This is a genomic window from Bradyrhizobium sp. HKCCYLRH3099 (genome assembly GCF_051167855.1).
Lineage (GTDB): Bacteria > Pseudomonadota > Alphaproteobacteria > Rhizobiales > Xanthobacteraceae > Bradyrhizobium.
In genome coordinates this window covers 83,606-105,933 of the sequence record NZ_JBNPTW010000024.1, presented here as the reverse complement: position 1 = coordinate 105,933, position 22,328 = coordinate 83,606, and the positions used below count along the sequence as shown (strand labels likewise).

The window sequence follows — 22,328 nt, the reverse complement described above, 5'->3', positions numbered from 1 at the left end:
TTTGGGGCGACAACTACCTAGGGTTTCAGGTAGCTCCAGCCGCTCTCCTGCAGCTCCATCAATCGCACGGCGCCGGACGGCACCAGGCTCGCCTCAGAGACGATCGCGATCGGATGCCCCTCGCGCTTCTCCATGCCGCGCTTGGTGATGTTGCAGGCGGAGAACCTGATCTTGGCGGGAAAGCTGAGCTCGGCGATCTGCTTGACCCGGTCTTTCACCGGCGACGTGTCTTCGCGCAGCATGTTCAGGCCGGGTCCGTAGGTGACGAGCTCGATCTCGACCTCCTCGCCCTTCTCCTTGAACGTCTCCATGATGTTGGTGGCGTTGTTGAGCGCCAGATTCATCACCGCGGGATCGTTCTGATCGACCTGAATCGCGACGCGGTGAATCTTGACGTCGGCAGCGGGGCTCGCACCCGCCGATGCGATCAGCAGCACGCAGGCCGCCGTGAGAGCTTTGAGTTCGAAGCGCATGCCAGGACTCCAGTGTACGCAACAGGAATGCACGATAACAGGCATTGGATGTAGTTAAGATTTTCTACAACCTCCGCTGCCAACCGATGAGCCCCAATCATGGCGAGACTATGCGCAATCGACGCGGCGTTGCCGCGTGGGCGCCGCGATGATGCTGGCGGGTGATCACGCGCGATTGCCCAGGGCTGGGGAATGTCGTGTGTGCCACCGCCCTCGCCATGCACACGCTGTCGTCAAGGCGGGCGCAGGGACCCATATCCACCGCTATTAGTTGGCTGCACTCAACGACTGCCATCGTGCCATTATGGATGGATTCCGCGGTGATCCGGCGTTCGCCGGGATGACGGCGGAGTGTTGGAATCCGTCATGGACGATCAATGCACGCAGCTCATCTCCCGACGGCCCGTCGGGCCATCTGCGCATGTCGGTCATGCGCCAACTGCCCGTCGCGTTACGATGTCGCAGCCGGCCTCACTTGTCGTGTCGGGCAAATCAGGTCGATGCTCTCGCTCGTCCTGCTGTCGCATGAGGGGCGTGTCGCGACCGTCACGAGACGTTGGCAGTGGGATGCGATGGGCGTGGGTCGACGCAGCGTGAAGCGATTTGCGCGGACGAACGGCGAGGCACGACCGGTCAAGTCGCGTGGTCCTGACACCCCGATGCTGGTGTCCAGCATGATGCGCGTGAGCGCGTCGTGCGACATGGTGGCCAACAAGCCCGGCGCACCAGGGAGATCGCGAAGCAGCCGTTCAACCATCGCGCAGGGGAGGCCGGGCGAGTCCGGCTGCACCTGTGGTACCTGCCGCCTGCATTTTTTTCGCAGGCGGGCCATGGGCGTCAGCCGACGCCCGGCCTTCCCTGCGCCCTCTGTTGGAAGAGGGCGATCTCGATGACCCACTCGGACGCAAAGCGCCGCGAGAGTGCGAAGCCATGCCTGAAGCGGTCATTGGGATGTGCCCGTCGGAGGACGCGGAGATGATGAGGTCGAACGGTTTCGCCCAGTCCAGTGCCCGCGCCAGCGGGGCCTCATGGTTCGAGACGCGCCGCCGCGGGCACCTGTCGCGAGGCGGGCTACGGAGCACGGCGCTCCTCACCATGAGGGTCTGGCACCCAGCGGCGTCCTGCACACCGACCATGAACATGCCGAGAGAGGCGTTCGTGGACAGCCGCGTTATTCGGTCTCATGCTCCTTCGTCCCGCACGTTCTTGACCCTCACCCTGAGGAGCCCGCCGGAGGCGGGCGTCTCGAAGGGCGAGGCCCACGTCGTGGCCTCATGGTTCGAGACGCGCCGCAAGGCCGGCGCTCTTCGCCATCACGGGCAAGCGGTGAGGGCGGCTGTCGCCCCTCCATCCCGTCCCGTGGCTTCACAGAAGCTGGCAAAATCACCGCACCATGGTTACATTGCCCCGGCGAGGCTGCGACGCGCGTCCGGAACCAACATATCCCCGGGGCCTTATCGATCCTTAAGGGAACTGTCCCTGGCCAGGTCCGTGGACCTGGACATATGGTGCCCACCTACTTTCGTAGGGAACTCCGGGATCGAGCGTTTCAACGGCGATTGCGGCTTCGCTCTGATCTCTTGTCCAGTCCTCCCCGGTTGCCGACCTGCCGCGTTTGACGACAACGTCCGAATGCCCGCGCCCGCGCGTCCCAACGGAGGTCGCCTCGCATGCCGATGAAGGCCGCTCAGCATACCAAGCAGCAGCTTCGCGCGGCCGCCCTCGCCGCGCGTGACGCGCTCAGCGAGGAGGCCAGGTCCGCCGCCGCGGAGGCCATCGCCGCTCGCGGCCTGCCGTTCGCGCTCAAGCCGGGCGCGGTGGTCTCCGGCTACGCGCCGATTCGCAACGAGCTCGATCCGATGCCGCTGATGCGCGCGCTGGCCGGGCAGGGGGCGCGGCTCGCGCTGCCGGTGGTGCTGGCGCGCGGCCATTCGCTGTCGTTTCGCGCCTACGCGCCGGGTGACCGGTTGACGCTCGGCGCGCTTGGCATCCCCGAGCCGTCACCCGTCGCGGCCGAGCTGGTGCCGGACATCATGCTGGTGCCGCTCGCCGCGTTCGACCGCACCGGTCATCGCATCGGCTATGGCGGCGGCTATTACGATTACACCTTTTCGCACCTGCGGAAGTCGCATCACGTGATCGGCGTCGGCCTCGGCTTCGCCGTGCAGGAAACCGAGGAGGTCCCGGCCTTGGCCCACGACGCCGCGCTGGATTATGTGCTAACCGAGCGCGAGACCTTGGATTTCCGGAGCATTTGAGTTGCGCATTCTCTTCGTCGGCGACGTCGTCGGCCGGGCCGGCCGCAGCGCCGTCACAGACCATCTTCCTGGCCTGATCCGTGACTGGCGGCTCGATCTCGTCATCGTCAATGGCGAGAACGCGGCCGGCGGCTTCGGCATCACCGAGGCGATCTATCAGGAGCTGGTCGATGCCGGCGCCGACGCCGTCACGCTCGGCAACCATTCCTGGGACCAGCGCGAGGCGCTGGTGTTCATCGAGCGCGCGCCACGCCTGGTGCGGCCTGCAAACTATCCGCCGGGGACGCCCGGCCGTGGTGCGGCGCTGGTCGAGGCCAAGACCGGCGCCCGCGCGCTGGTGGTCAACGTGCTCGGACGCGTGTTCATGACGCCGTTCGATGATCCGTTCGCGGCCATCGCGCGCGAGATCGGCGCCTGTCCGCTGCGCGAGGCGGCCGATGCGATCGTGGTCGATGTGCATTGCGAGGCCACGAGCGAGAAGCAGGGCTTCGGCCATTTCTGCGACGGCCGCGTCAGCCTCGTCGTCGGCACCCACACCCACGTGCCCACGGCCGATCACCAGATCCTGCCGGGTGGCACGGCCTACATGACCGACGCCGGCATGACTGGAGACTACGACTCCATCATCGGCATGCAGAAGGACGAGCCGCTGCGCCGCTTCCAGTCTGGCATCCCGTCGGCACGGTTCGAGCCGGCGATGGGCGAGGCGACCTTGAGCGGCGTCGCGGTCGAGACCGACGACAGGACGGGCCTGGCGGAGAGGATCGCGCCGGTGCGCATCGGCGGCCGGCTGTCACAGACCAAGCCGTCGTTCTGGGGCGCCTGAGGCAGTGCGAGCGAGGCGTGGGACCGATGCTTCGCCTCGTCTCACAATTTGTAGGCGGTGCGGAAGCCGCCCCAATGCCGGCCGCGGATGCGAATGGGGACATCGATCTCGCGCATCATGACGGTGTTGCCGTTGCCCATGTCGCGCGCGTAGCTCTGGATCAGATAGGGCCGCTGGTTGCGTCCGGCCGCAAGGCCCGCGGGATCGTTGAAGATGCGGCGGTTGCGGCTGTTGGCGGTGTTGAAGGCGACATCGCCCGGCCGCTGCGGATGCGAGTAGATTTTGTTGTGCACCGGCAGATAGCCGTTGCGATCGATCGCGACGCAGAACGCCATGCGCTGATCCCGGGCCAGGAACGCCTCCTGGAAGGCGGGCAGCGCGCGCTCGGCCCAGTCGAGGATGCGGCTGCGGTGCTGCTGCGGATTGGTGCCGGCGATCTCGACATAGTTGGTGTCGAACATGTCCTCGAGCGTGATCTCGCCGCGCGCGACGGCGCTCTCGAAGATGCGGTTGAGCTCGGTGCCGGCCTCCATGGCGCGGGCGACGAACTCGTTGTTCTCCTCGTGCAGCGCCCAGAGCTTGTCCTCGATCTTCTCGCGCAGCTCCGCGCCCGGCGCATCGAACCGCGCCTGCGCGCCGGCCTTGACATGCTCGGTGATAACAAGCCGGCACGGACCGACATCCTCCAGCACGGCGTCGAACCGTTCGTTCACGGGCAATCGGCTCGCCTCGGACCCGGTGATCAGCACGCCGTCATTGGAGATCTCGTAGACCGGCGCGCTGATCGTGCGCCCGCCCGACTTGATCTCGAGCTTGAGATGGCAGGGCAGGCGCTCGCTGCCGCTGCGCGCGGTGCGGTCGCCCTGGCGGAGCAGCACGGCGCAGCGGGCCTTCAGCTTCTGGGCGTACATGGTCACCGCGCGGCCGGCGCTGGTGACGCGCTCGCCATAGCTCTCGGCCTGCTGCGTGGCGCTGCCGATGTCGGCGGCGCTGTCGACGACCGAGGAGATGAATTGCGAGGCCTGCGCGGCATTCTGCGACATCTCGCCGGTGGTCTGGTTCTGCTCGGCCACCGCGCCGTTGACATTGGTGAAGACCGGCCGGATTGCCTCGATCGCCTGCGCAATACGATGCACCGCATCGGCGGAGCCGGCCGCGTCCCGCTGCAGCGCCTCGATCTTGCGGGTGATCTCCTCGGTCGCGTTCTGGGTCTGCACCGCCAGCGCCTTGACCTCGGTCGCGACCACCGCGAAGCCGCGGCCGGCCTCGCCGGCCCGGGCGGCCTCGATCGTCGAGTTGAGCGCAAGAAGCGTGGTCTGGCGGGCAATCTGCGAGATCAGATTGACGACGTTGCCGATCGCGGCCGAGGATTCGCGCAGCCGGTCGACATTGTCGCGCGCCTCGCGGGCGGCGGCGCTGGCCTGGTCGGCGAGCTGGCCGGCGTCCTGGACCTGGGCGCGGATGCCATGGGCGGATTGGGTCACCTTCTCGGCGGCCTGGGCGAAGGTCGTGGCCGTGCCCTGCGCGGCGCTGCTGCGCCCGCTCAGCGCGTCGGCGCGCTGGCGGATGTCGGTCAGCGTGCCCGCGGTCGCCTCGGCGCCGCTGGCGACCGCATTGGCGGCGCGCTCAAGCTGGCGGATCATGCCGCCGAGCTCGAGCTCCAGGAGGTCGAGAATGGCCTTGGCCGAATCGTCCGGCGCTGCCGCCGGCTCGGGCGCGGCGACCGGTTTCGGCTCGACCACCTGCACGGGGGCAGGGGCACGTCTTGCAAGGAAAGCAAACGCCATTGGGGTGGACCCCTGGTCGCGCGTGAAAAGGTGCGGGTGCGCGGTATCCTTGCACTTGACAGTGAAGCCATGGTTAACAATTGGCTTATGGGGCAAGGTGGCGCAGGGATCCCCCGGGGGACCGCTCACCCCCCTTGAAACCACCCCAAATCTTTGATTTTGACGATTCCCGGCCTATAAGGCCGCGCTTCCCCACTGACCTCCAGACGATTGCAAGAGATCTCGCATGGCCGGCCATTCCCAATTCAAGAACATCATGCATCGCAAGGGCCGGCAGGATGCGATGAAGTCCAAGCTGTTCGGCAAGCTGGCGCGCGAAATCACCGTCGCCGCCAAGCTGGGCACGCCGGACCCGGCGATGAACCCGCGCCTGCGCGCCGCCGTGGTCGCCGCCCGCGCCGAGAACATGCCGAAGGACAATATCGAGCGCGCCATCAAGAAGGCGCTCGGCGGCGAGGGCGAGAACTATGCCGAGATCCGCTACGAGGGCTACGGCCCGGGCGGCGTCGCCGTGATCGTCGAAGCGCTGACCGACAATCGCAACCGCGCCGCCTCCGACATCCGCTCCTTCTTCACCAAATCCGGCGGCAATCTCGGCGAAACCGGCTCGGTCTCGTTCATGTTCGACCGCGTCGGCATCATCGAGTTCGAGCGCAGCGTCGCCTCCGACGACGCCGTGCTGGACGCCGCGATCGAGGCCGGCGCCGACGACGTCATCTCGGGCGAAGGCGGCCACGAGGTCTATGCCTCGCCGGACAGTTTCCACGAGGTCGCCAAGAACCTCGAGGCCAAGTTCGGCGAGCCGCGCAAGGCGGCGCTGACCTGGAAGCCGCAGAACACGGTGGCGGTCGACGACGAGACCGGCGAGAAGCTGGTGAAGCTGATGGACCTCTTGAACGAGCACGACGACGTCCAGAACGTCTATGCCAATTTCGAGATCTCCGACGCGCTGATGGCGAAGATGGGCGGTTGACGGACGGTTAACCACGACGCTCCGGCCGTTCCGTTTATGTTTCCACCAGGGCGGCGCGAGGCTATCTCTAACCCATGAAAGCCCAGCCGATTCGCGCAGCCATCCGCATCATCGGGATCGATCCCGGTCTCCGCCGCACCGGCTGGGGCGTGATCGAGAGCGAGGGCAACCGGCTGATTTATGTCGGCTGCGGCTCGGTCGAGCCGCCCGACGACCTGCCGCTGGCGAACCGGCTGCTGGCGATCCACGAGGGGCTGGCGAAGGTACTCGCGGATTTCCAGCCGCTGGAAGCCGCCGTCGAGCAGACTTTCGTCAACAAGGACGGCGTCGCGACCCTGAAGCTCGGCCAGGCCCGCGGCATCGCCATGCTGGCGCCGGCGATGTTCGGAATTTCGGTCGCCGAATACGCCCCCAATCAGGTCAAGAAGACCGTTGTTGGAGCGGGTCACGCCGACAAGGGCCAGATCGCGGTCATGCTGAAGATCCTGCTGCCCAAGGCCGAGCCGCCCTCGGCCGACGCGGCCGATGCGCTGGCCATTGCCATCACCCACGCCCATCACCGCCAGGGTCAGGCGCTGCGCATGAAGGTGGCCGGCCTATGATCGGCAAGCTCAAGGGCCTGATCGACTCATACGCCGAGGATTTCGTGATCCTCGATGTCGGCGGCGTGGGCTATCAGGTGCACTGCTCGGCGCGCACGTTGCAGGCCTTGCCGTCCCCCGGCGAAGCCGCCACATTGTCGATCGAGACCTATGTGCGCGAGGACCAGATCAAGCTGTTCGGTTTTCGCTCGGATGTCGAACGGGAATGGTTTCGTCTTTTGCAGACCGTGCAGGGCGTCGGCGCCAAGGTCGCTCTTGCCGTTCTCGGCACTTTGCCGCCCGCCGATCTCGCCAACGCGATCGCGCTGCGCGACAAGGCCGCGGTGGCGCGCACGCCGGGCGTTGGCCCGAAGGTCGCCGAGCGCATCGTGACCGAGCTGAAGGACAAGGCGCCGGCGTTCGCCGATGTCGATCCCGGCGTGGTCAGGCTGTCCGGCGCGATCGAGGAGTCCCGCGCGCCGCAGCCGATCGCGGATGCGATCTCCGCGCTCATCAATCTCGGCTATGGCCAGCCGCAGGCCGCCGCCGCGATCGCCGCAGCCTCGCGTGCCGCCGGCGACAAGGCCGAGACCGCGCAACTCATCCGCCTCGGCCTCAAGGAGCTGGCGAAATAGCCGCGCGCCGCTGTGACGGGCGCGCAGAAGGACAATCATCTCGACCATGGTGAGCAAGAAGGACAAGGAGCTGATCGAGGCTGCGAAGTCGGCGGTAAAGAGCCGCTACCGCAACGATTGGCAGGAGGTCGGCGCGGCGATGCGCACCCGCGACGGCCGTATCATCACCGGCGTCAACATCGACGCCTATCTCGGCCGCAATGCCGTCTGCGCCGAAGCCATCGCCATCGGCCGCGCCATCACCGAGTTCGGCGACCATGGCATCGAGACCATCGTCGCGGTGCGTCATCCCAAGCCCGGCGAGCCCGGCGAGGTCGCGGTGGTCTCGCCCTGCGGCACCTGCCGCGAGCTGATCCACGACTATGATGCCAAGGCGCGCGTGATCGTGCCGTCCAACGGCAAGGGGCCTGCGACGGTGACCATCGGCGAGCTGCTGCCGAACAAATACCGGCGCGGCAACGAATGAAGCCGCCTGCGCGCATGGTGAGCCCGGAGCGGCGCTCCGACGATGTCGGCGACACCGCGCTGCGGCCGCAGCAGCTGTCGGAGTTCGTCGGCCAGCAGCAGGCGCGCGCCAATCTATCGATCTTCATCGAAGCGGCGCGCAAGCGCGGCGAAGCGCTCGACCACGTGCTGTTCGTCGGCCCGCCCGGGCTCGGCAAGACGACGTTGGCGCAGATCGTGGCGCGCGAGCTCGGCGTCGGATTTCGCGCGACATCCGGCCCCGTGATCGCCAAGGCCGGTGATCTCGCCGCGCTGCTCACCAATCTCGAAGAGCGCGACGTGTTGTTCATCGACGAGATCCATCGCCTCAGCCCGGCGGTCGAGGAGGTGCTCTATCCGGCGATGGAGGACTTCCAGCTCGATCTCATCATCGGCGAGGGCCCGGCGGCGCGGTCGGTGAAGATCGATCTTTCGAAGTTCACGCTGGTGGGCGCGACGACGCGCGCGGGTCTGCTCACCAATCCGCTGCGCGACCGTTTCGGCATTCCGATCCGGCTGAACTTCTACACGGTGGAAGAACTGGAAGGCATCGTCACCCGCGGCGCCCGCGTGCTCGGCGTCGGCATGACGCCTGATGGCGCCAACGAGATCGCCCGCCGCGCCCGCGGCACCCCGCGCATCGCCGGAAGACTGCTGCGGCGCGTGCGCGACTTCGCCTCGGCCGCCAATGCCAGCGCCATCGATCGCGCGATTGCCGATCACGCGCTGAGCGCGCTGGAGGTGGACGCCGCCGGGCTCGACGCGATGGACCGGCGCTATCTTTCGACCATCGCGCTGAACTACGGCGGCGGGCCGGTCGGCGTCGAGACCATGGCGGCGGCGCTCTCCGAGCCGCGCGACGCCATCGAGGACATCATCGAGCCCTATCTCATCCAATGCGGCTATCTGCAGCGCACCCCGCGCGGCCGGCTGCTGACCTCGCATGCCTTCAAGCACCTCGGCATGGCCGAGCCCGCGAACCGTGATCAGAGCCAGATCGGTCTGTTCGGGAATGACGATGATTAACGAATCTGCTGACAATCTGCACAGACGCACCCGAAATCGGTTGCAATGACCATCGAGAAGGGAGCCGCTGCGAGGAGTTCATCCATGCTGTCGCGCCGTCGCTTCCTGTCGTTCTCGGGCGGTCTTGCTGCCGCCGGTTTTTCCACCGCCACATATGGCGTCGGCGTCGAGCCGCTCCGCCTCGGTGTCACCGACTATCACATCCGCCCGCGCAATTGGCCGGCCGGCTTGAAGCTGAAGATTGCCGCGATCGCGGACATCCATGCCTGCGATCCCTGGATGTCGCTGATGCATATCGATGGCATCGTCCAGCGAACCAATGCGCTGAAACCGGACCTGATCGTCCTGCTCGGCGACTACGTGGCGGGTCATCGTCATCACCTCGGCCGCATCGACGCCGCGGCGTGGGCGCCGGTGCTCGGCGGCCTCAAGGCGCCGCTCGGCGTCCATGCCATTCTCGGCAACCACGACTACTGGGACGACAAGGCGGTGCAGCGCGACGGGCATGGCAAGCCATACGCCCAGAGAGCGCTCGAGGCCGCCGGCATTCCGGTCTACGAGAACGAGGTCGTCCGACTCACCAAGGATGGCCATGCCTTTTGGCTGGCCGGCCTCGGCGATCAACTCGCCTACATGGCCGCGCGGCGGTTTCGCCCGGTGCCGCGGATCGGCATTGATGATCTTGCTGGCACGCTACGCAAGGTCACGGACGGTGCGCCGGTCATCTTGCTGGCGCATGAGCCTGACGTCGCATTGCGCGTCCCGTCGCGGGTCTCGCTGCAACTGTCCGGTCATACGCATGGTGGCCAGGTGCGCGTGCTCGGCTGGTCGCCCGCCGTGCCGGCCCGCAACGGAGTCGACCTTGCTTATGGCCACATCCGCACGCAGTGCGACGTGATCGTCTCCGGTGGTCTCGGCTGCAGCCTGATGCCCGTGCGGATCGGGATGCCGCCTGAGATCGTGCAGGTCACCGTCGGCGGGGAACCGATGGAGGTGACCTCTTGAGCTTGCGCTCGCGGCTCACTTGCGCGAAACGATCGCATTTCCGGCGATCGAGGATTTCCAGTGACCCAACCCCATCTCGACGGCGAGATCCGCGACGGCCGCCACCACATGCAGGTGCGCGTCTACTACGAGGACACCGATTTTTCAGGCATCGTCTACCACGCCAATTACCTCCGCTTCATGGAGCGCGGCCGCACCAATCACCTGCGGCTGATGGGCGCGGAGCAGCATGCCCTCTTTGCGGAGGCCGCCAGCGAAGTCCCGGGCTTCGCCTTCGTCGTGCGTTCGATGACTTTGGACTTCCTGCGCCCGGCGCGGATGGACGATGTGCTCGATGTCGTGACATGGCCGATCGCGGTCAAGGGCGCGTCGATCACGCTGGCGCAGGAGGTGCGGCGGGCTGAGGAGGTGCTCGTCAAGGCCGACGTCCGCGTCGCCTTCATCAGCGGCGGCAGGGCGCAGCCGATCCCGAAGGCGCTGCGCGACCTGATGAAGGCGGACCTCGCTTAGCGGATCACGCCGGCGAGGCTTCCGGCTTGGTGAGCAGCGGTCCCTCGCGCCGCAGACGCCCCGCCTCGAGAAGATCCTCGAGGCTGCCCTGCACCGCCTCGCGCAACTGGGCGCTGGTTGCTCCGAACCCGAACAGGCGGGCCACCGCCTGGATCAGCTGGTCCTCCTCGGCGCCAAAGTTCTGCTCGACGACCTGCAGGATGGCCGCCTTGATCTCCTCCGGCGGCAGCATCTCGGGCTTCCGCAAAGTCGTCGACTGCACGTCCTCGCGGTTGCGTACGACGATCGGCTGACCGGGCACATGATAGAACGGACCGCCCGCGATCTGTCCGTTCGCGACCGCCGCGTTCAGCGCCGCCTTCACCGCGTCGCGAATGCGGTTGCCGGCGCGGGCGAGGCCCCAGGACGATCGGATCCGGACGATGATTTCCGATTCATGCACCGGCCCCTCGACGGCGACGATCTCGACGACGTGCTTCGTCATGGTGGCCAGCGACGTCTCGTGCGGCTCGGTCTCGCGCCGCACCCGCAGCTTCGCCTCCTCGTAGGCCACAGCTGCCGGCGCCTGTGCGATAATCTCTGGGTGCCGGGCCTCGGACGGCTCCGGCGATGGCTCGGTTGGCTGCGCCGGCGGCTCGGGTTGCTCCTCGGTGGCGCCTTCGTCGATCTCCTGCCAGTGCGCCTTGGCGGCATCGATGGCGCGCAGCACCTTCTCGGTCTCCTCCTTCGGACGGAGAAACCAGTCCGTCGACCAGATCCGATGCAGTACCCAGCCATGTGCTTCCAGCACGTTCTGCCGCAGGCGATCGCGATCCCGCGCCGAGCGCGAGGCGTGATATTGCGCGCCGTCGCATTCGATGCCGAGCAGGAAGCGGCCAGGCTTCTCAGGATCGACGATCGCGAGATCGACGAAGAAGCCGGCGGTGCCGATCTGCGTCTTCACATCATGGCCGAGCGCCCGCAGCCTGGCCGCGACCTGCTCCTCGAACACCGAGTCGGGATCGCGGCCGGTCTCCTGCGCGATCCCGAGTTGGCCGGTCTGCGCGAAGGTCAGGAACGTCTTCAGCGCCGCGATGCCGTGGCCCTTGGCGCGCGACAGGTCGATGTCGTCGCCGGTGATCGAGGAGAACACCTCGCACCGCAGCTTGGCGCGGGAGATCAGCACATTGAGGCGGCGTTCGCCGCCGTCCGAGTTCAGCGGGCCGAAGCTCATCGAGACGAAGCCTTCCTTCGTCCGGCCGTAGCCGATCGAAATGAAGATGACGTCGCGCTCGTCGCCCTGGATGTTCTCGAGATTCTTGACGAAGAACGGTTCGCTCGATCCGCGAGAGAAGAACTCCTCGGTGTCGGGGCTCTCCTTGCGCAGGATTTCGAGCTGGTCCTGAATGGCCTGGCGCTGCGCCACCGAGAAGGTCGCGACTCCCAGGCTTTGCTCCGGAGTCTCACGCGCGTGGCGCATGACGGCCTCGGCCACGAGTCGCGCCTCGTGGGGATTGGTCCTGCTGCTGCCGCGCTCGTAATGCGCATCGGGGTTGTAGTTGAACTTCAGCCCCATGCCCGCCACGGCGTCATAGGGGCTCGGCACGATGAACAGCCGGTTGTCATAGAACTGCTTGTTCGATACCGCGATCAGCGACTGGTGCTTGCTGCGGTAGTGCCAGTTCAGCATGCGTTGCGACAAGCCCTTGGCGAGGCAGAGGTCGAGGATGCTCTCGGCGTCCTTCACCTGGAAGGTCGGCTGATCCTCCTCGTCGGCATCCTCGTCTTCGTTCCCGGTCAACTTCGCGAAGAAGCGCGTTGGCGGCAATTGCCGCTCGTCGCCGACCACGACCATCTGCCGGCAGCGCGCGACCGCGCCGAGCGCGTCGACCGGCTCGATCTGCGAGGCCTCGTCGACGACCAGGAGATCGAATGCGATCGTGCCCGGCTTGAGGAACTGGGCCACCGACAGCGGGCTCATCAAAAAGATCGGCTTGATCTGCTGAACGACCGGACCGGCACGCTCAAGCAACTGGCGGATGGGCAAATGATTGCGCTTCTTGGCGAGCTCGCCATTGAGCACGCCGAGCGGGCCGATGCCGCCGGCGTTGCGTGGCAGCGCCGCAGCGTGCTCATAAGCGATCTGATCGCGGGCCAGCTGCATGCGCTCGACGTCGAGCTTGCGGAAGCCGTCGACCAGCCGGTCATGCGACTCGCCGTCAAAGCGCTTCAGCTGCGGATGCTGGGCGAAGATCACGCTGCGCATCGCGTCGTAATAGGAATTGTCGAAGGTCTGTTCCAGGGCGTCGCCCGGCAGCGAGCCATCCAGCGCGCGATCGACCAGCGCCGCGAGACCGTCCGCACGGGCGAGTCGGATCCGCTCCATGAACGCGATCCAGCGGGTCAGGCGCTCGGTGGAGTTCTGCCACTCGGCCACCGTCTGCGACAGCTCGCCGAACCGCAGCTGATCGACTGCGTCGAGCGGGATTCGCTCGGGCTCCAACTGCAGGAATGCGGTCAGGTGCCGAAGGCCAGAGCCCAGGCTCGCGAGATCGCTCCTGAATTGATCGATCGCTTGCCTGTCGTCAGAGGACAGCGTGAGATGCGTCAGGCGCTGACGCATGCCTTCGGTCGCAAATGCTTTCGGAAAGGCGATCCACCAGGCCGTCAGTTTTGCGAGGGCATCCCAGTCCGACTGCTCTTTCTGCCACGCGGTTCCAAAGGCCGCGCGGCCGGCACTCTCCACCTCCGCGAAGGATTTGCGCGCGGCTTGGGCTGCGATGAGGCCGTCGATCAGCAGAAGCCGCTGATCGAGCGACTTTGGCATCGGCACCTTCAGGTACGAATCCAGCAGCGCCATCTGTCCGCGATAGCGGGCGCTGAGAAAGCGCAGCCAGGAACCGCCTTTCTCCGCGATCACCTTGCGGCAATCCACCATCGAGGACTCCCAGGCCGACTCGACGAAGGCGGATTCGAACGCAGCTTTCAGCTTGGCGTAGCGGAGTCCCTTGTCGACGATATCGGTAACTTCCTGCGGCCTGCTCCAGATCGGATCGCAGAAGGCAGTCTTGTCGCATTCCGGCATCGCGGCTGTGGCTTCGGCGAAGGCCAGCAGTCCCGCGGCGTCAGCGAACGTGACCGGTGGCGGCTCGTCGAGCGGTGTACTCACGCGCGCGGCACCTGCCGTCACTTGGCCGAGAACGCTTGCGACGTCGTCCAGCGATTTCCGCAGCTGCGCCATCTCGGCCGGGTCGAGGGCGTCACGGCCCACACCGCGCCACGGGTGCAGATGGGGTCCCCCATCGGCTGCAATCCGCTCGGCGAGCTCTGCGATCAGCTCGCGTCGCCGCTCCAGGTTCAGCGGTGTCCAGGACGGCGCGCCTTGCAATGGAAGCGCAGGCTGTGTCGAGGTCTCGCCGCAGCGTACGAGATGGCCCAGCAACCGGAACGGCGTGAGCTCGCTCGGCTGATGCGGCTGGTGCATCATGTCGGCGTGGCTGTTGAGACTGTCGCGACTGTCGGTCAGGCGCTGCACCAAGGTTGCCTCGGCACGCGGCGCTTGAGCTGATGCTGATTTGCTGCGCTTCAGCTCCTCGAGCAGGATTCGTTTGTTCGCCTTGTTGGAGTGCAGTTCGAGTGCGAGGGACCCGAGCCCCACGGCTTTCAGCCGCCGATGCACGACGTCGAGCGCCGCCATCTTCTCGGCTACGAACAGCACCGTCTTCCCCTCGGCCGCAGCCGAGGCGATGATGTTGGTGATGGTCTGCGACTTGCCGGTGCCTGGCGGTCCCTTGACGACGAGATCGCGGCCGCGGACGACTTCCTCGATCACCACGGCCTGCGACGAATCCGCATCGACGACGTGGTTCATCGCGATCGGCTGGATCACGGGATCGATCTTGCCGTTCTCGGCAACGATCGGCGCAGACGCTTCGAAGCCGTTCTGCAGCAGCGCCGTGATCAGCGGATGGCGGTCCAGTGCGCCGTCTGACGGCCAGTTCTCCGGATCGAGGTCGCGATACATCAGGAACTTGGAGAAGGAGAAGAAACCGAGGACGACTGCGTCCGTCTTCACCTCCCATCTCTTCTTGTTCGCGACCGTCTCGGCGACGCCGGCCAGATATCCCGCGATGTCGACATCGTCCTCGTCGCCGAAATCCGCGAGCTTCAATCCGAACTCGGCGTCGAGCTTGGCCTGCAGGGACAGATTCGGCGAGGGTGGCTCGGCGCGCGAGACCAGATGAAACCGATCAGCCGCGCTGCTGCGTTCGAGTCGGACGGGAAGAAGGACGAGCGGCGCGAAGCGCTCGGTGTCGGACTTGTCGTCCTCGAACCATTTCAGCAGTCCGAACGCGAGATAGAGGATATTGACGCCCTGTTCCTCTTCCAGCGTGCGCGCGTCGTACCAGATGTCGAGGAGACGCTTCTGCAAGGCCTCGGACGACAGGCGGGTCTGCAGGCGCGTGTCGGCTGGCCGAGGCTGTGTCTCCGAAACGTTGTCGGTCTGGCCTGTGGTTGCGGGCGGCGTGCTGGGTGGGGGCAGCGGGAGAGCCGGAGCGGTGTCCGGCGTTTCGGCAGGCCGTTCCACCTTGTCTGCAGGCATCTCCGCCTTCGTCGGCAGGAATGTGAAGCGCTTGCCCTCGCCGAGCAACTCGAACAGTACAGCAGAGCGTGCGCCGACGATGTCGATCGTGCGGGTGGTCTTGGTCTTCAGCGGGATGTGCACGAGCCGGTTGCGCGTGCCCAGATCGAGCAGCGCGCGCCGGTCCGCCAACAATCGTTCTCGTACGGATGGGCCTGCCACGTGCAATCCTCCTGCGATTCGAGGATTGCAACTCGGCATGACCGCGGTCAAGCATCGCGGCTAGGCAGCCGCCTTGTGTCGCGCGAGTTCCGCCTTGTAGAGCTCGAACTCCTCGGCGATCGCGCGTGCAATCGACGGCCGCGCACGCAGGCGCTCGTAGTAGGCTTTCACGGCGGGCCATTTGGCCAGCTCGATCGGCGGTGTGGCCATCGTCCAGTTGATCACGGTGACGAGATAGGCGTCGGCGACGGTGAAATGGTCGAGCAGGAACGCGCGATCGCGCAGATGGTTGTCGAGATGGTCGAGCCGCGTCAGGTTCTTCTTCAGGACATGGACCTTCATCTCCTCGGGCGCGGTCCTGTCGAGGATCGGGATGAAGAGTCCCTTGTGCAACTCGGTGCCGATGAAGCAGAGCCATTGATGCAGCCGGCTGCGGTCCATGCCGGGGCTCGTGCCGAGCTTCGCGTCGGGGAAGCGGTCCGCGACGTACTGAAGGATGGCCGCATTCTCGGTGAGCAAGTCGCCGTCATCGGTGCGCATTGTCGGGACGAGGCCGAGCGGGTTCACGGTGCGGAAATCCGAGCCGTCTTTGAGGACGATCTTCGTCTTCGGGTCGACCTCGAGATAGGTCGCGGCCGCGCCGGCCTCGTAAAGCGCGATGCGGGTGGCGAGCGAGCAGGCGAGCGGTGAGAAATAGAGATCCATGGACGTTCTCCCTGGAGGCTCCGACCCGGAGCGTTGATTGATTTTTATACTGTCTCGCATAATATATGGCGGGTCAAGGAATTTAGTGCGAAATGGTACAAAAAAAGAAAGGGCCGCCGCAGGGCGACCCACCGGCCGAAAAACCCGCGGCGCTGGCCGAGCCGAAGCGGCGCGGACGGCCGCGGGCCTATGAGCCGGAGGTCGCGCTCGGCAAGGCGCTCGATCTGTTCCGGACGACCGGGTTTGCCGCGACTTCGCTCGACGATCTCAGCGCCGCCACCGGCATGAACCGGCCGAGCCTTTACGGCGCGTTCGGCGACAAGCGTGAGCTCTACATCAAGAGCTATCAGCGCTACCGCGACAATGCCCGCGCGCTGATGGGCGACATCTTCCGCCACGACTGGCCGGTGCGCCGTCAGCTAGAGCAGATCTTCGCCACCGCGCTCGACATCTATCTCTCCGGAGAAGAAGGGCCGCGCGGCTGCTTCACGGTGATGACGGCCGGCTCCGAGGCGGTGGCCGACCCGGACATCCGCGCGATGGTGCAGAACGCGCTGACCGAGCTCGACAAGGCGTTTGCGCATTGCTTTCGCCGCGCCAAGGAGAAGGGCGAGCTGCCGGAGCAGGCCGACCCCATGGTGCTGTCGCAAATGGCGTCGGCGACGATCCACTCGATTGCGGTCCGCGCCCGGGCGCGGGAGCCGCGTGAGAAGCTGGAAGCGATCGTCGCCGGCGCGATCGATGTGATGCTGGGCGGCAAGTAACGTCTCAATACCCCCTGACGCGGTCGACCAGATTGCGCAGCGTGCCGCCGGCCTCGAACGTCGCGATCTGTTCGCCAACATAGCGCGAGATCGCGTCGGCATCGGTGTCGGCGGCGTTGTGCGGCGTCAGCACCACCTTCGGATGGGTCCAGAACGGGCTGTCCGTCGGCAGCGGCTCCTGGCCGAACACGTCGAGCGACACCGCCCCCAGCGTGCCGTCATCGAGGCAAGCCAGAATGTCGGCCTCGTTCTGCAGGCCGCCGCGGCCGGCATTGATCATGATGGGCGCGCCGAGCGGCGAGGAGCGCCGCAGACCAGCGAACATCTTGCGATCGAGAATGCCGCGCGTGTCCGGCGTCAACGGCAGCAGCGACACCAAAATGTCGGTCCGGGCCAGGAACGCGCCGAGCTGCGCTGCACCGTGGAAGGTCTCGATGCCATCCACCTGCTTGTCGCTGCGGCTCCAGCCGGCGACCTGGAAGCCGATCCGCTTGAGCACCTCGGCCGCGTCGATCCCCAGCGTGCCCAATCCGAGAACGCCGACGTTGATCGCCGCCGCGGGCCATTGATATTTCGGCGCCCAGCGCTTCACCCGCTGCGACTCGCGCAGATAGAGCTCCTGGCGATGGTGCATCAGAACATGCAGCACGACCCATTCGGTCATCCGCTGCGTGAGGTCGTCAACGGCGACGCGCACCAGCGGCACGCTCGGCAGGGTCTTGTCGGCCATCAGCGCATCGACGCCGGCGCCGAGATTGAAGATCACGCGCAGGTTCGGAAAGCCGGCGAGCTCGCCGGGGACCGGTTTCCACACCGCCGCGTAGTGCACGTCAGCCGGATCGAGCCCGGCATCGGGCAGCAGCACCACCGGACGGTCGGCGCAGACATCGTTGAAGCGCGCCTTCCAGCGCTGCGGCGACCAGTTATCGGTGCCGCCATGGATCAGGAGCGCCAGCGCGCCTTTGGTCATCGGATCGTCCTCGAAGCGTGAGTGATCTGTTCCACATACCAGATCGCGCGCGGTCGCCAATCTCCGGCCATCATCAAGGAGACATCCCCATGCGCAAACTGCTTCTCGCCGCCGCTTTTCTGGTGACCGCCACCGCGTCCCAGGCCCAGACCGTCGACGTCGGGTCGATCCTGTCGTCCAATGGCATTTCGATCGGCAAGGGCGGCCAGCCGCAGGCCGGCCAAGGCCAGGGCGGGATGTCGCAGGCCGCCAACAGCCAGGGCGCTGCGGGCCAGGGACCGTCGCAGCGTCGCGCCGTGCGCGCCAAACAGCCGCGCGAAAGCGCCGCGGAGACGCGTGCGCGCAACATCGCGGGCAAGTACGGCATCTCCTGGTAGGCGGTCGTTCCGATCGCCGGAACCGGTGAAAATTCTTCGCCGGCCTGTCGGCTGCGGGCATACTCCCCCGTCTTGATAAACGAAGGGAGAGGGTCGCCGATGCTGTACGCGCTGCTTTGCTATCACGACGAGGATGTCGTCTGCGCCTGGAGTAAGGACCAGGATGCCGCCGTCATGGCCAAGCTGGCAGTGATCCAGGAAAAGCTCGCGAAGCAGGGGAGGCTCGGGCCGGTGGCCCGGCTGCTGCCGACCACGGCGGCGACCACGCTGCGCAAGGAAGATCCGCCGCTGGTGCTCGATGGTCCCTACGCGGAGACCAAGGAGCAGCTGCTCGGCTTCTATCTCGTCGACTGTGCCAATCTCGACGAGGCGCTGGAGGTTGCGCGCGAGCTCGGCGAGGCCAATCCCGGCGGCTCCTATGAGATCCGTCCCGTCGGCACGTTCAGGCCGGGCGGAGCGCTGGCATGAGCGACGCGGCCTGGATCGATGCGACCCTGACATCAGCACGCCCCCAGGCCGTCGGCGCGCTCCTGCGCTATTTTCGCGATCTCGATACCGCGGAGGAGGCGTTTCAGAACGCCTGCCTGCGCGCGCTGAAGAGCTGGCCGCAGAACGGACCGCCGCGCGATCCCGCGGCGTGGCTGATCATGGTCGGCCGAAATGCGGGAATCGATGACGTCAGGCGCACCAGGCGCGAACAGCCGCTGCCGGAGGACGAAGCGATCTCTGATCTCGGCGACGCCGAGAGCGCGATCGCCGATCGGCTCGACGGCTCGCATTATCGCGACGACATTCTCCGCCTGCTGTTCATCTGCTGCCACAAGGAGCTGCCGGCGACGCAACAGATCGCACTGGCGCTGCGCGTGGTGTCCGGCCTGACGGTGAAGCAGATCGCCCGCGCCTTCCTGGTCAGCGAGGCTGCCATGGAGCAGCGCATCACCCGCGCCAAGGCGCGCGTCGCGCAGGCGAACGTGCCGTTCGAGACGCCGGGCGCGGTCGAGCGTTCCGAGCGGCTGCTGGCCGTCGCGGCGATGATCTACCTCATCTTCAACGAGGGCTATTCCGCCAGCGGCGAGACGGCCGCGCTGCGTCAGCCGCTCTCCGAGGAGGCGATCCGCCTGGCGCGGCTGCTGCTGCGGCTGTTTCCGGGCGAGCCGGAGATCATGGGGCTGACGGCCTTGCTTCTGCTGCAGCACGCCCGCAGCGCGGCCCGCTTCGATGCGGAGGGAATGCCGATCCTGCTCGACGACCAGGACCGCAGCTTGTGGAATCAGCCGCTGATCGCCGAAGGCCTGGCGCTGATCGACAAGGCGATGCGGCATCGCCGCAGCGGGCCTTACCAGATCCAGGCGGCGATCGCGGCGCTGCATGCGCGCGCGGCGCGGCCCGAGGACACCGACTGGACCCAGATCGATCTGCTCTACGGCGCGCTCGAAGTGGTGCAGCCCTCGCCGGTGGTCACGCTGAATCGCGCAGTGGCGGTTTCCAAGGTGCGCGGCGCGCAGGCCGCGCTCGACCTGATCGCGCCGCTCGAGACCCGGCTCGGCAATTACTTCTATTTCTTCGGCGTGCGCGGCGCATTGCTGATGCAGCTCGGGCGCAATGACGAGGCGCGGACCGCGTTCGATCGCGCCATCGCGCTGGCGCACAGCTCGGCGGAAGCGGCCCATATCCGCATGCAGTTGGATCGGCTGATGCGCGACAGCGCGACCGCGCAGGTCCGAGCAGGGCAATGACATCGGACTGAGATCGGATCGAAAATGATCTGCTTCAGTGTCGGCGGAGCGATGCTTCCGGCGTCCTTGGAACGGCCTGATGGGGAGGAGCTTGGAATGTCGACGATCACCTTGGAGCAGCCGGTCTCGCGCGCCGAATTGTGGGGCGGCCGCATCCTGAGCGGACTGGTGATCCTGTTCCTGCTGTTCGACGGCGCGATCAAGCTCGTGCCGCTCGCTGCGGTCACGCAGACGATGGATCAGATGGGCTATGGCGGCAGCGACGGCTTGGCGCGCGCGCTCGGGCTGATCACGCTGTTCTGCACCGTGCTCTATGCGCTGCCGGCGACCTCGCTGCTCGGCGCGATCCTGCTCACCGGCTATCTCGGCGGGGCCATCGCCTCGCATGTCCGCATCGGCAGCCCGCTGTTCAGCCACGTGCTGTTCGGCCTCTATCTCGGGCTGATGGTGTGGGGCGGCTTGTGGCTGCGCGACCGCCGTCTGCGCGCGCTGCTGCCGCTGCGCTGATCTTCTCAACCAAGGAGGATGTCGATGATCTGTCCCTATCTCACCTTCAACGGCGATTGCGAGCAGGCGCTCAAGCATTATGGCGAGGTGCTCGGCGCCAAGGTCGACATGATGATGCGCTATGGCGAGGCTCCGCCGGAGATGCCGTCGGCGCCGGAGCACAAGGACAGGATCATGCATGTCCGCTTCTCGATCGCCGGCGATGTCATCATGGCCTCGGACTCGCCGCCCGAATATTATCAAGGCAAGCCGAACGGCATCTCGGTGTCGCTCCAGATCAAGGACGCGGCCGAGGCCGAGCGCAAGTTCAACGCGCTGATCGCGGGCGGCGCCGTCACCATGCCGTTCGGCAAGACGTTCTGGTCTAAGGGCTTCGGCATGGGCGTCGATCGCTTCGGCATTCCCTGGATGATCAACTCCCCGGCTGACGGCTACGAGGCCTGACTTCGCTAAAGCGCGATGAGATCTGGACGAATCGTCATCGCGCTTTAGATCTTTGTTTGCGCATGATCTTTTCGGAAAACCGCTGCGCACTTTTCCGGATCATGCTTCAGCGGCAGGAGGCGTACATCGCCTTCAACTCGCGCCCGCGCAGCACCAGGAGCCGCGACGTCAATCCGCCGCGGCGCTCGATCCAGCTGCGCACCGGCGCAGGATAGGTGCGCAGCACGATCTGCGAAGCCTCCGGCTCGGCATAGACGCGGCCGCGGCGGTCGACCGAGCGCGCTGCGTGGAAGCCGAGCGTGGCGCGTCGCGTGACGCAGATGCGCTCCTCCGGCACGATGCTGAGCACGAGCGTGCACGCCGACAGGCAGGGACCGTCGATCACGACGCGCTCGCCGGAGGCGCGCACCTTCTCGAACAATTCCAGGAACGGGCCGACTTCGCCGCCGGGCGAGGAGATGATGCGGACATCGGCGCGCGCCAGCATGGTCGCGATCCCCCAGAGGACCACCGCGAGCAGCAAAGTCAGAATGATGCGCACCCGGCTCGGCATCGTCGCCTCACGCGTTTCTCGTCAAGCGTTCCTGCGCTGCCCTCGCAACGTCGGCAGCCCGATTCCGGCAGCGTCGAAGCCTCCGTCGACGGCCAGCACCTGACCTGTGATGTAGCTCGAGCGCTCCGAGCAGAGGAAGAAGATGGCTTCGGCCAGCTCTTCTTCAAGGCCGTAGCGGTTCAGCGGAATGGCATCGTGATAGTCGGCGCGGATCTCCGGCGTATGCACCGCCTTGGCCATCGCCGTCTCGACGGGACCCGGCGCCACGGCGTTGACGCGGATGCCGGCGGAGGCGAGCTCGACTGCGAGCTGCTTGGTGAGATGCGCCAGCGCCGCCTTGCTGGTGCCGTAGGCGGAGCGCAAGGTCGAGGCGCGCACGGCCGAGATTGAGGTGATGTTGACGATCGCGCCGCCATGCTCGCGCATCAGCGGCACGGCCGCGCGCGTGCACAGGAACGGGCCGGTCAGGTTGACGTCGAGGATGCGCTGCCAGTCGGTCTCGCTGGTCTCCATGATCGGCGCGAAGCGCGCGACACCGGCATTGTTCACGAGCGCGTCGAGCCTGCCGAACCTCTTGGCAATGTGCGACAGCGCGTCGGCGACCATCGCCGCATCCGAGACGTCGCAATGCAATGCCAGCGTTCGTTCAGGCGATCTGAGCGCGACGGTCGCATCGTCGAGCAGCTTTGTCTCGATGTCGAGCAGCGCGACGCGCCAGCCCTCCAACAGGAATCTCTTGGCGGTCGCCAGCCCGATGCCGCGCGCGGCCCCTGTGATCAGGGCGACCTTGTCGTCCGGCGTCGTCCTCAGTGATTCCGTCACGGCGATCGGCTCCTCCGGCCGGCGGCCCGGCTCTTGCTCGTTGTGAGTCCTATCACGCGCTGCGCAGGGTAGCTGTGAAGACCGTCACAATCCCTCACGTGCGTTAAATC

22 protein-coding genes and 1 other RNA gene are annotated in these 22,328 nt (G+C 66.4%); 16 read left to right on the top strand and 7 right to left on the bottom strand.

Annotated features, from left to right (window positions below; translation table 11 throughout):
• Positions 1–17: 17 nt before the first annotated feature.
• Positions 18–473, bottom strand: a complete 456-nt coding sequence (locus ACQR1Y_RS31785; RefSeq protein WP_434856220.1) for a DsrE family protein — start codon at positions 471–473, stop codon at positions 18–20.
• Between the two features lie 1,410 nt (positions 474–1,883).
• Between ACQR1Y_RS31785 and ssrS the strand changes: the two genes are divergently transcribed.
• The 3 genes from ssrS to ACQR1Y_RS31770 all read left to right on the top strand — a co-directional run bounded on the left by ssrS (position 1,884) and on the right by ACQR1Y_RS31770 (position 3,557).
• Positions 1,884–2,045: non-coding RNA, 6S RNA (gene ssrS, locus ACQR1Y_RS31780), on the top strand.
• 104 nt (positions 2,046–2,149) lie between these two features.
• Positions 2,150–2,731: a 5-formyltetrahydrofolate cyclo-ligase gene (locus tag ACQR1Y_RS31775; protein WP_434879961.1), complete on the top strand. Its 582-nt coding sequence runs from the start codon at positions 2,150–2,152 to the stop codon at positions 2,729–2,731.
• Position 2,732: 1 nt separating this feature from the next.
• Positions 2,733–3,557 carry a TIGR00282 family metallophosphoesterase gene (locus ACQR1Y_RS31770; RefSeq protein ID WP_434879945.1) on the top strand — a complete coding sequence of 275 codons (825 nt, stop codon included), beginning with the start codon at positions 2,733–2,735 and terminating at the stop codon, positions 3,555–3,557.
• A gap of 41 nt (positions 3,558–3,598) precedes the next feature.
• Here ACQR1Y_RS31770 and ACQR1Y_RS31765 read toward each other — a convergent pair whose 3' ends face one another.
• Positions 3,599–5,344, bottom strand: coding sequence for a methyl-accepting chemotaxis protein (locus ACQR1Y_RS31765; protein ID WP_434879944.1), 1,746 nt, complete (start codon positions 5,342–5,344; stop codon positions 3,599–3,601).
• 226 nt (positions 5,345–5,570) lie between these two features.
• Between ACQR1Y_RS31765 and ACQR1Y_RS31760 the strand changes: the two genes are divergently transcribed.
• The 7 genes from ACQR1Y_RS31760 to ybgC all read left to right on the top strand — a co-directional run bounded on the left by ACQR1Y_RS31760 (position 5,571) and on the right by ybgC (position 10,557).
• Positions 5,571–6,317: a YebC/PmpR family DNA-binding transcriptional regulator gene (locus ACQR1Y_RS31760; RefSeq protein WP_434856217.1), complete on the top strand. Its 747-nt coding sequence runs from the start codon at positions 5,571–5,573 to the stop codon at positions 6,315–6,317.
• Between the two features lie 74 nt (positions 6,318–6,391).
• Entirely contained in the window at positions 6,392–6,919 is a 528-nt protein-coding gene (ruvC, locus tag ACQR1Y_RS31755) for a crossover junction endodeoxyribonuclease RuvC (RefSeq protein WP_009026703.1), read from the top strand.
• Positions 6,916–7,533 (top strand): Holliday junction branch migration protein RuvA, encoded by a 618-nt coding sequence (gene ruvA / locus ACQR1Y_RS31750; protein WP_008961684.1) that lies wholly within the window; start codon positions 6,916–6,918, stop codon positions 7,531–7,533. The genes ruvC and ruvA overlap by 4 nt, the downstream gene beginning before the upstream one ends.
• Before the next feature lie 46 nt (positions 7,534–7,579).
• Positions 7,580–7,999 (top strand): cytidine deaminase, encoded by a 420-nt coding sequence (locus ACQR1Y_RS31745; protein ID WP_434856215.1) that lies wholly within the window; start codon positions 7,580–7,582, stop codon positions 7,997–7,999.
• Entirely contained in the window at positions 7,996–9,042 is a 1,047-nt protein-coding gene (ruvB, locus tag ACQR1Y_RS31740; protein ID WP_434879943.1) for a Holliday junction branch migration DNA helicase RuvB, read from the top strand. Before ACQR1Y_RS31745 ends, ruvB begins: the two co-directional genes overlap by 4 nt.
• Before the next feature lie 84 nt (positions 9,043–9,126).
• Positions 9,127–10,047, top strand: a complete 921-nt coding sequence (locus ACQR1Y_RS31735) for a metallophosphoesterase (protein ID WP_434879942.1) — start codon at positions 9,127–9,129, stop codon at positions 10,045–10,047.
• Positions 10,048–10,107: 60 nt separating this feature from the next.
• The gene (gene ybgC, locus ACQR1Y_RS31730; protein ID WP_434879941.1) at positions 10,108–10,557 is read left to right on the top strand and encodes a tol-pal system-associated acyl-CoA thioesterase; all 450 of its coding nucleotides are present in this window, start codon (positions 10,108–10,110) and stop codon (positions 10,555–10,557) included.
• A gap of 4 nt (positions 10,558–10,561) precedes the next feature.
• On the opposite strand, the gene ACQR1Y_RS31725 is transcribed toward ybgC, so the two are convergent.
• On the bottom strand, positions 10,562–15,313 hold the full coding sequence (locus ACQR1Y_RS31725) for a DUF3320 domain-containing protein (protein WP_434879960.1): 4,752 nt from the start codon (positions 15,311–15,313) through the stop codon (positions 10,562–10,564).
• Between the two features lie 87 nt (positions 15,314–15,400).
• Complete coding sequence (locus ACQR1Y_RS31720) at positions 15,401–16,045, bottom strand: glutathione binding-like protein (protein ID WP_434879940.1); 645 nt, start codon at positions 16,043–16,045, stop codon at positions 15,401–15,403.
• Positions 16,046–16,137: 92 nt separating this feature from the next.
• Here ACQR1Y_RS31720 and ACQR1Y_RS31715 point away from each other — a divergent pair, with 92 nt between their 5' ends.
• Positions 16,138–16,809 carry a TetR/AcrR family transcriptional regulator gene (locus ACQR1Y_RS31715; protein ID WP_434879939.1) on the top strand — a complete coding sequence of 224 codons (672 nt, stop codon included), beginning with the start codon at positions 16,138–16,140 and terminating at the stop codon, positions 16,807–16,809.
• Between the two features lie 4 nt (positions 16,810–16,813).
• On the opposite strand, the gene ACQR1Y_RS31710 is transcribed toward ACQR1Y_RS31715, so the two are convergent.
• The gene (locus ACQR1Y_RS31710; RefSeq protein WP_434879938.1) at positions 16,814–17,779 is read right to left on the bottom strand and encodes a 2-hydroxyacid dehydrogenase; all 966 of its coding nucleotides are present in this window, start codon (positions 17,777–17,779) and stop codon (positions 16,814–16,816) included.
• Positions 17,780–17,868: 89 nt separating this feature from the next.
• Between ACQR1Y_RS31710 and ACQR1Y_RS31705 the strand changes: the two genes are divergently transcribed.
• From ACQR1Y_RS31705 to ACQR1Y_RS31685, 5 genes are all read left to right on the top strand, one after another.
• Positions 17,869–18,156 carry a hypothetical protein gene (locus ACQR1Y_RS31705; protein ID WP_434879937.1) on the top strand — a complete coding sequence of 96 codons (288 nt, stop codon included), beginning with the start codon at positions 17,869–17,871 and terminating at the stop codon, positions 18,154–18,156.
• 99 nt (positions 18,157–18,255) lie between these two features.
• The gene (locus ACQR1Y_RS31700) at positions 18,256–18,624 is read left to right on the top strand and encodes a YciI family protein (RefSeq protein WP_431336946.1); all 369 of its coding nucleotides are present in this window, start codon (positions 18,256–18,258) and stop codon (positions 18,622–18,624) included.
• On the top strand, positions 18,621–19,892 hold the full coding sequence (locus ACQR1Y_RS31695; RefSeq protein WP_434856208.1) for an RNA polymerase sigma factor: 1,272 nt from the start codon (positions 18,621–18,623) through the stop codon (positions 19,890–19,892). The genes ACQR1Y_RS31700 and ACQR1Y_RS31695 overlap by 4 nt, the downstream gene beginning before the upstream one ends.
• Before the next feature lie 138 nt (positions 19,893–20,030).
• Positions 20,031–20,399 carry a DoxX family protein gene (locus tag ACQR1Y_RS31690; RefSeq protein WP_434856557.1) on the top strand — a complete coding sequence of 123 codons (369 nt, stop codon included), beginning with the start codon at positions 20,031–20,033 and terminating at the stop codon, positions 20,397–20,399.
• A gap of 24 nt (positions 20,400–20,423) precedes the next feature.
• The gene (locus ACQR1Y_RS31685) at positions 20,424–20,843 is read left to right on the top strand and encodes a VOC family protein (protein ID WP_434879936.1); all 420 of its coding nucleotides are present in this window, start codon (positions 20,424–20,426) and stop codon (positions 20,841–20,843) included.
• A gap of 106 nt (positions 20,844–20,949) precedes the next feature.
• Here the strand turns inward: ACQR1Y_RS31685 and ACQR1Y_RS31680 are convergent, their stop codons facing one another.
• Both ACQR1Y_RS31680 and ACQR1Y_RS31675 read right to left on the bottom strand, forming a co-directional pair.
• Entirely contained in the window at positions 20,950–21,396 is a 447-nt protein-coding gene (locus ACQR1Y_RS31680) for a hypothetical protein (protein WP_434856206.1), read from the bottom strand.
• Positions 21,397–21,417: 21 nt separating this feature from the next.
• Complete coding sequence (locus ACQR1Y_RS31675; protein WP_434879935.1) at positions 21,418–22,218, bottom strand: SDR family NAD(P)-dependent oxidoreductase; 801 nt, start codon at positions 22,216–22,218, stop codon at positions 21,418–21,420.
• Positions 22,219–22,328 lie beyond the last annotated feature (110 nt).

What these genes read in the sequence shown, in the direction of transcription:
- ACQR1Y_RS31785 (WP_434856220.1), bottom strand. Translation starts at nt 473, where the DNA reads ATGCGCTTCGAACTCAAAGCTCTCACGGCGGCCTGCGTGCTGCTGATC.
- ACQR1Y_RS31775 (WP_434879961.1), top strand. Translation starts at nt 2,150, where the DNA reads ATGAAGGCCGCTCAGCATACCAAGCAGCAGCTTCGCGCGGCCGCCCTC.
- ACQR1Y_RS31765 (WP_434879944.1), bottom strand. Translation starts at nt 5,344, where the DNA reads ATGGCGTTTGCTTTCCTTGCAAGACGTGCCCCTGCCCCCGTGCAGGTG.
- ACQR1Y_RS31760 (WP_434856217.1), top strand. Translation starts at nt 5,571, where the DNA reads ATGGCCGGCCATTCCCAATTCAAGAACATCATGCATCGCAAGGGCCGG.
- ruvC (WP_009026703.1), top strand. Translation starts at nt 6,392, where the DNA reads ATGAAAGCCCAGCCGATTCGCGCAGCCATCCGCATCATCGGGATCGAT.
- ruvA (WP_008961684.1), top strand. Translation starts at nt 6,916, where the DNA reads ATGATCGGCAAGCTCAAGGGCCTGATCGACTCATACGCCGAGGATTTC.
- ACQR1Y_RS31745 (WP_434856215.1), top strand. Translation starts at nt 7,580, where the DNA reads ATGGTGAGCAAGAAGGACAAGGAGCTGATCGAGGCTGCGAAGTCGGCG.
- ruvB (WP_434879943.1), top strand. Translation starts at nt 7,996, where the DNA reads ATGAAGCCGCCTGCGCGCATGGTGAGCCCGGAGCGGCGCTCCGACGAT.
- ACQR1Y_RS31735 (WP_434879942.1), top strand. Translation starts at nt 9,127, where the DNA reads ATGCTGTCGCGCCGTCGCTTCCTGTCGTTCTCGGGCGGTCTTGCTGCC.
- ACQR1Y_RS31720 (WP_434879940.1), bottom strand. Translation starts at nt 16,045, where the DNA reads ATGGATCTCTATTTCTCACCGCTCGCCTGCTCGCTCGCCACCCGCATC.
- ACQR1Y_RS31715 (WP_434879939.1), top strand. Translation starts at nt 16,138, where the DNA reads ATGGTACAAAAAAAGAAAGGGCCGCCGCAGGGCGACCCACCGGCCGAA.
- ACQR1Y_RS31710 (WP_434879938.1), bottom strand. Translation starts at nt 17,779, where the DNA reads ATGACCAAAGGCGCGCTGGCGCTCCTGATCCATGGCGGCACCGATAAC.
- ACQR1Y_RS31705 (WP_434879937.1), top strand. Translation starts at nt 17,869, where the DNA reads ATGCGCAAACTGCTTCTCGCCGCCGCTTTTCTGGTGACCGCCACCGCG.
- ACQR1Y_RS31700 (WP_431336946.1), top strand. Translation starts at nt 18,256, where the DNA reads ATGCTGTACGCGCTGCTTTGCTATCACGACGAGGATGTCGTCTGCGCC.
- ACQR1Y_RS31695 (WP_434856208.1), top strand. Translation starts at nt 18,621, where the DNA reads ATGAGCGACGCGGCCTGGATCGATGCGACCCTGACATCAGCACGCCCC.
- ACQR1Y_RS31685 (WP_434879936.1), top strand. Translation starts at nt 20,424, where the DNA reads ATGATCTGTCCCTATCTCACCTTCAACGGCGATTGCGAGCAGGCGCTC.
- ACQR1Y_RS31680 (WP_434856206.1), bottom strand. Translation starts at nt 21,396, where the DNA reads ATGCCGAGCCGGGTGCGCATCATTCTGACTTTGCTGCTCGCGGTGGTC.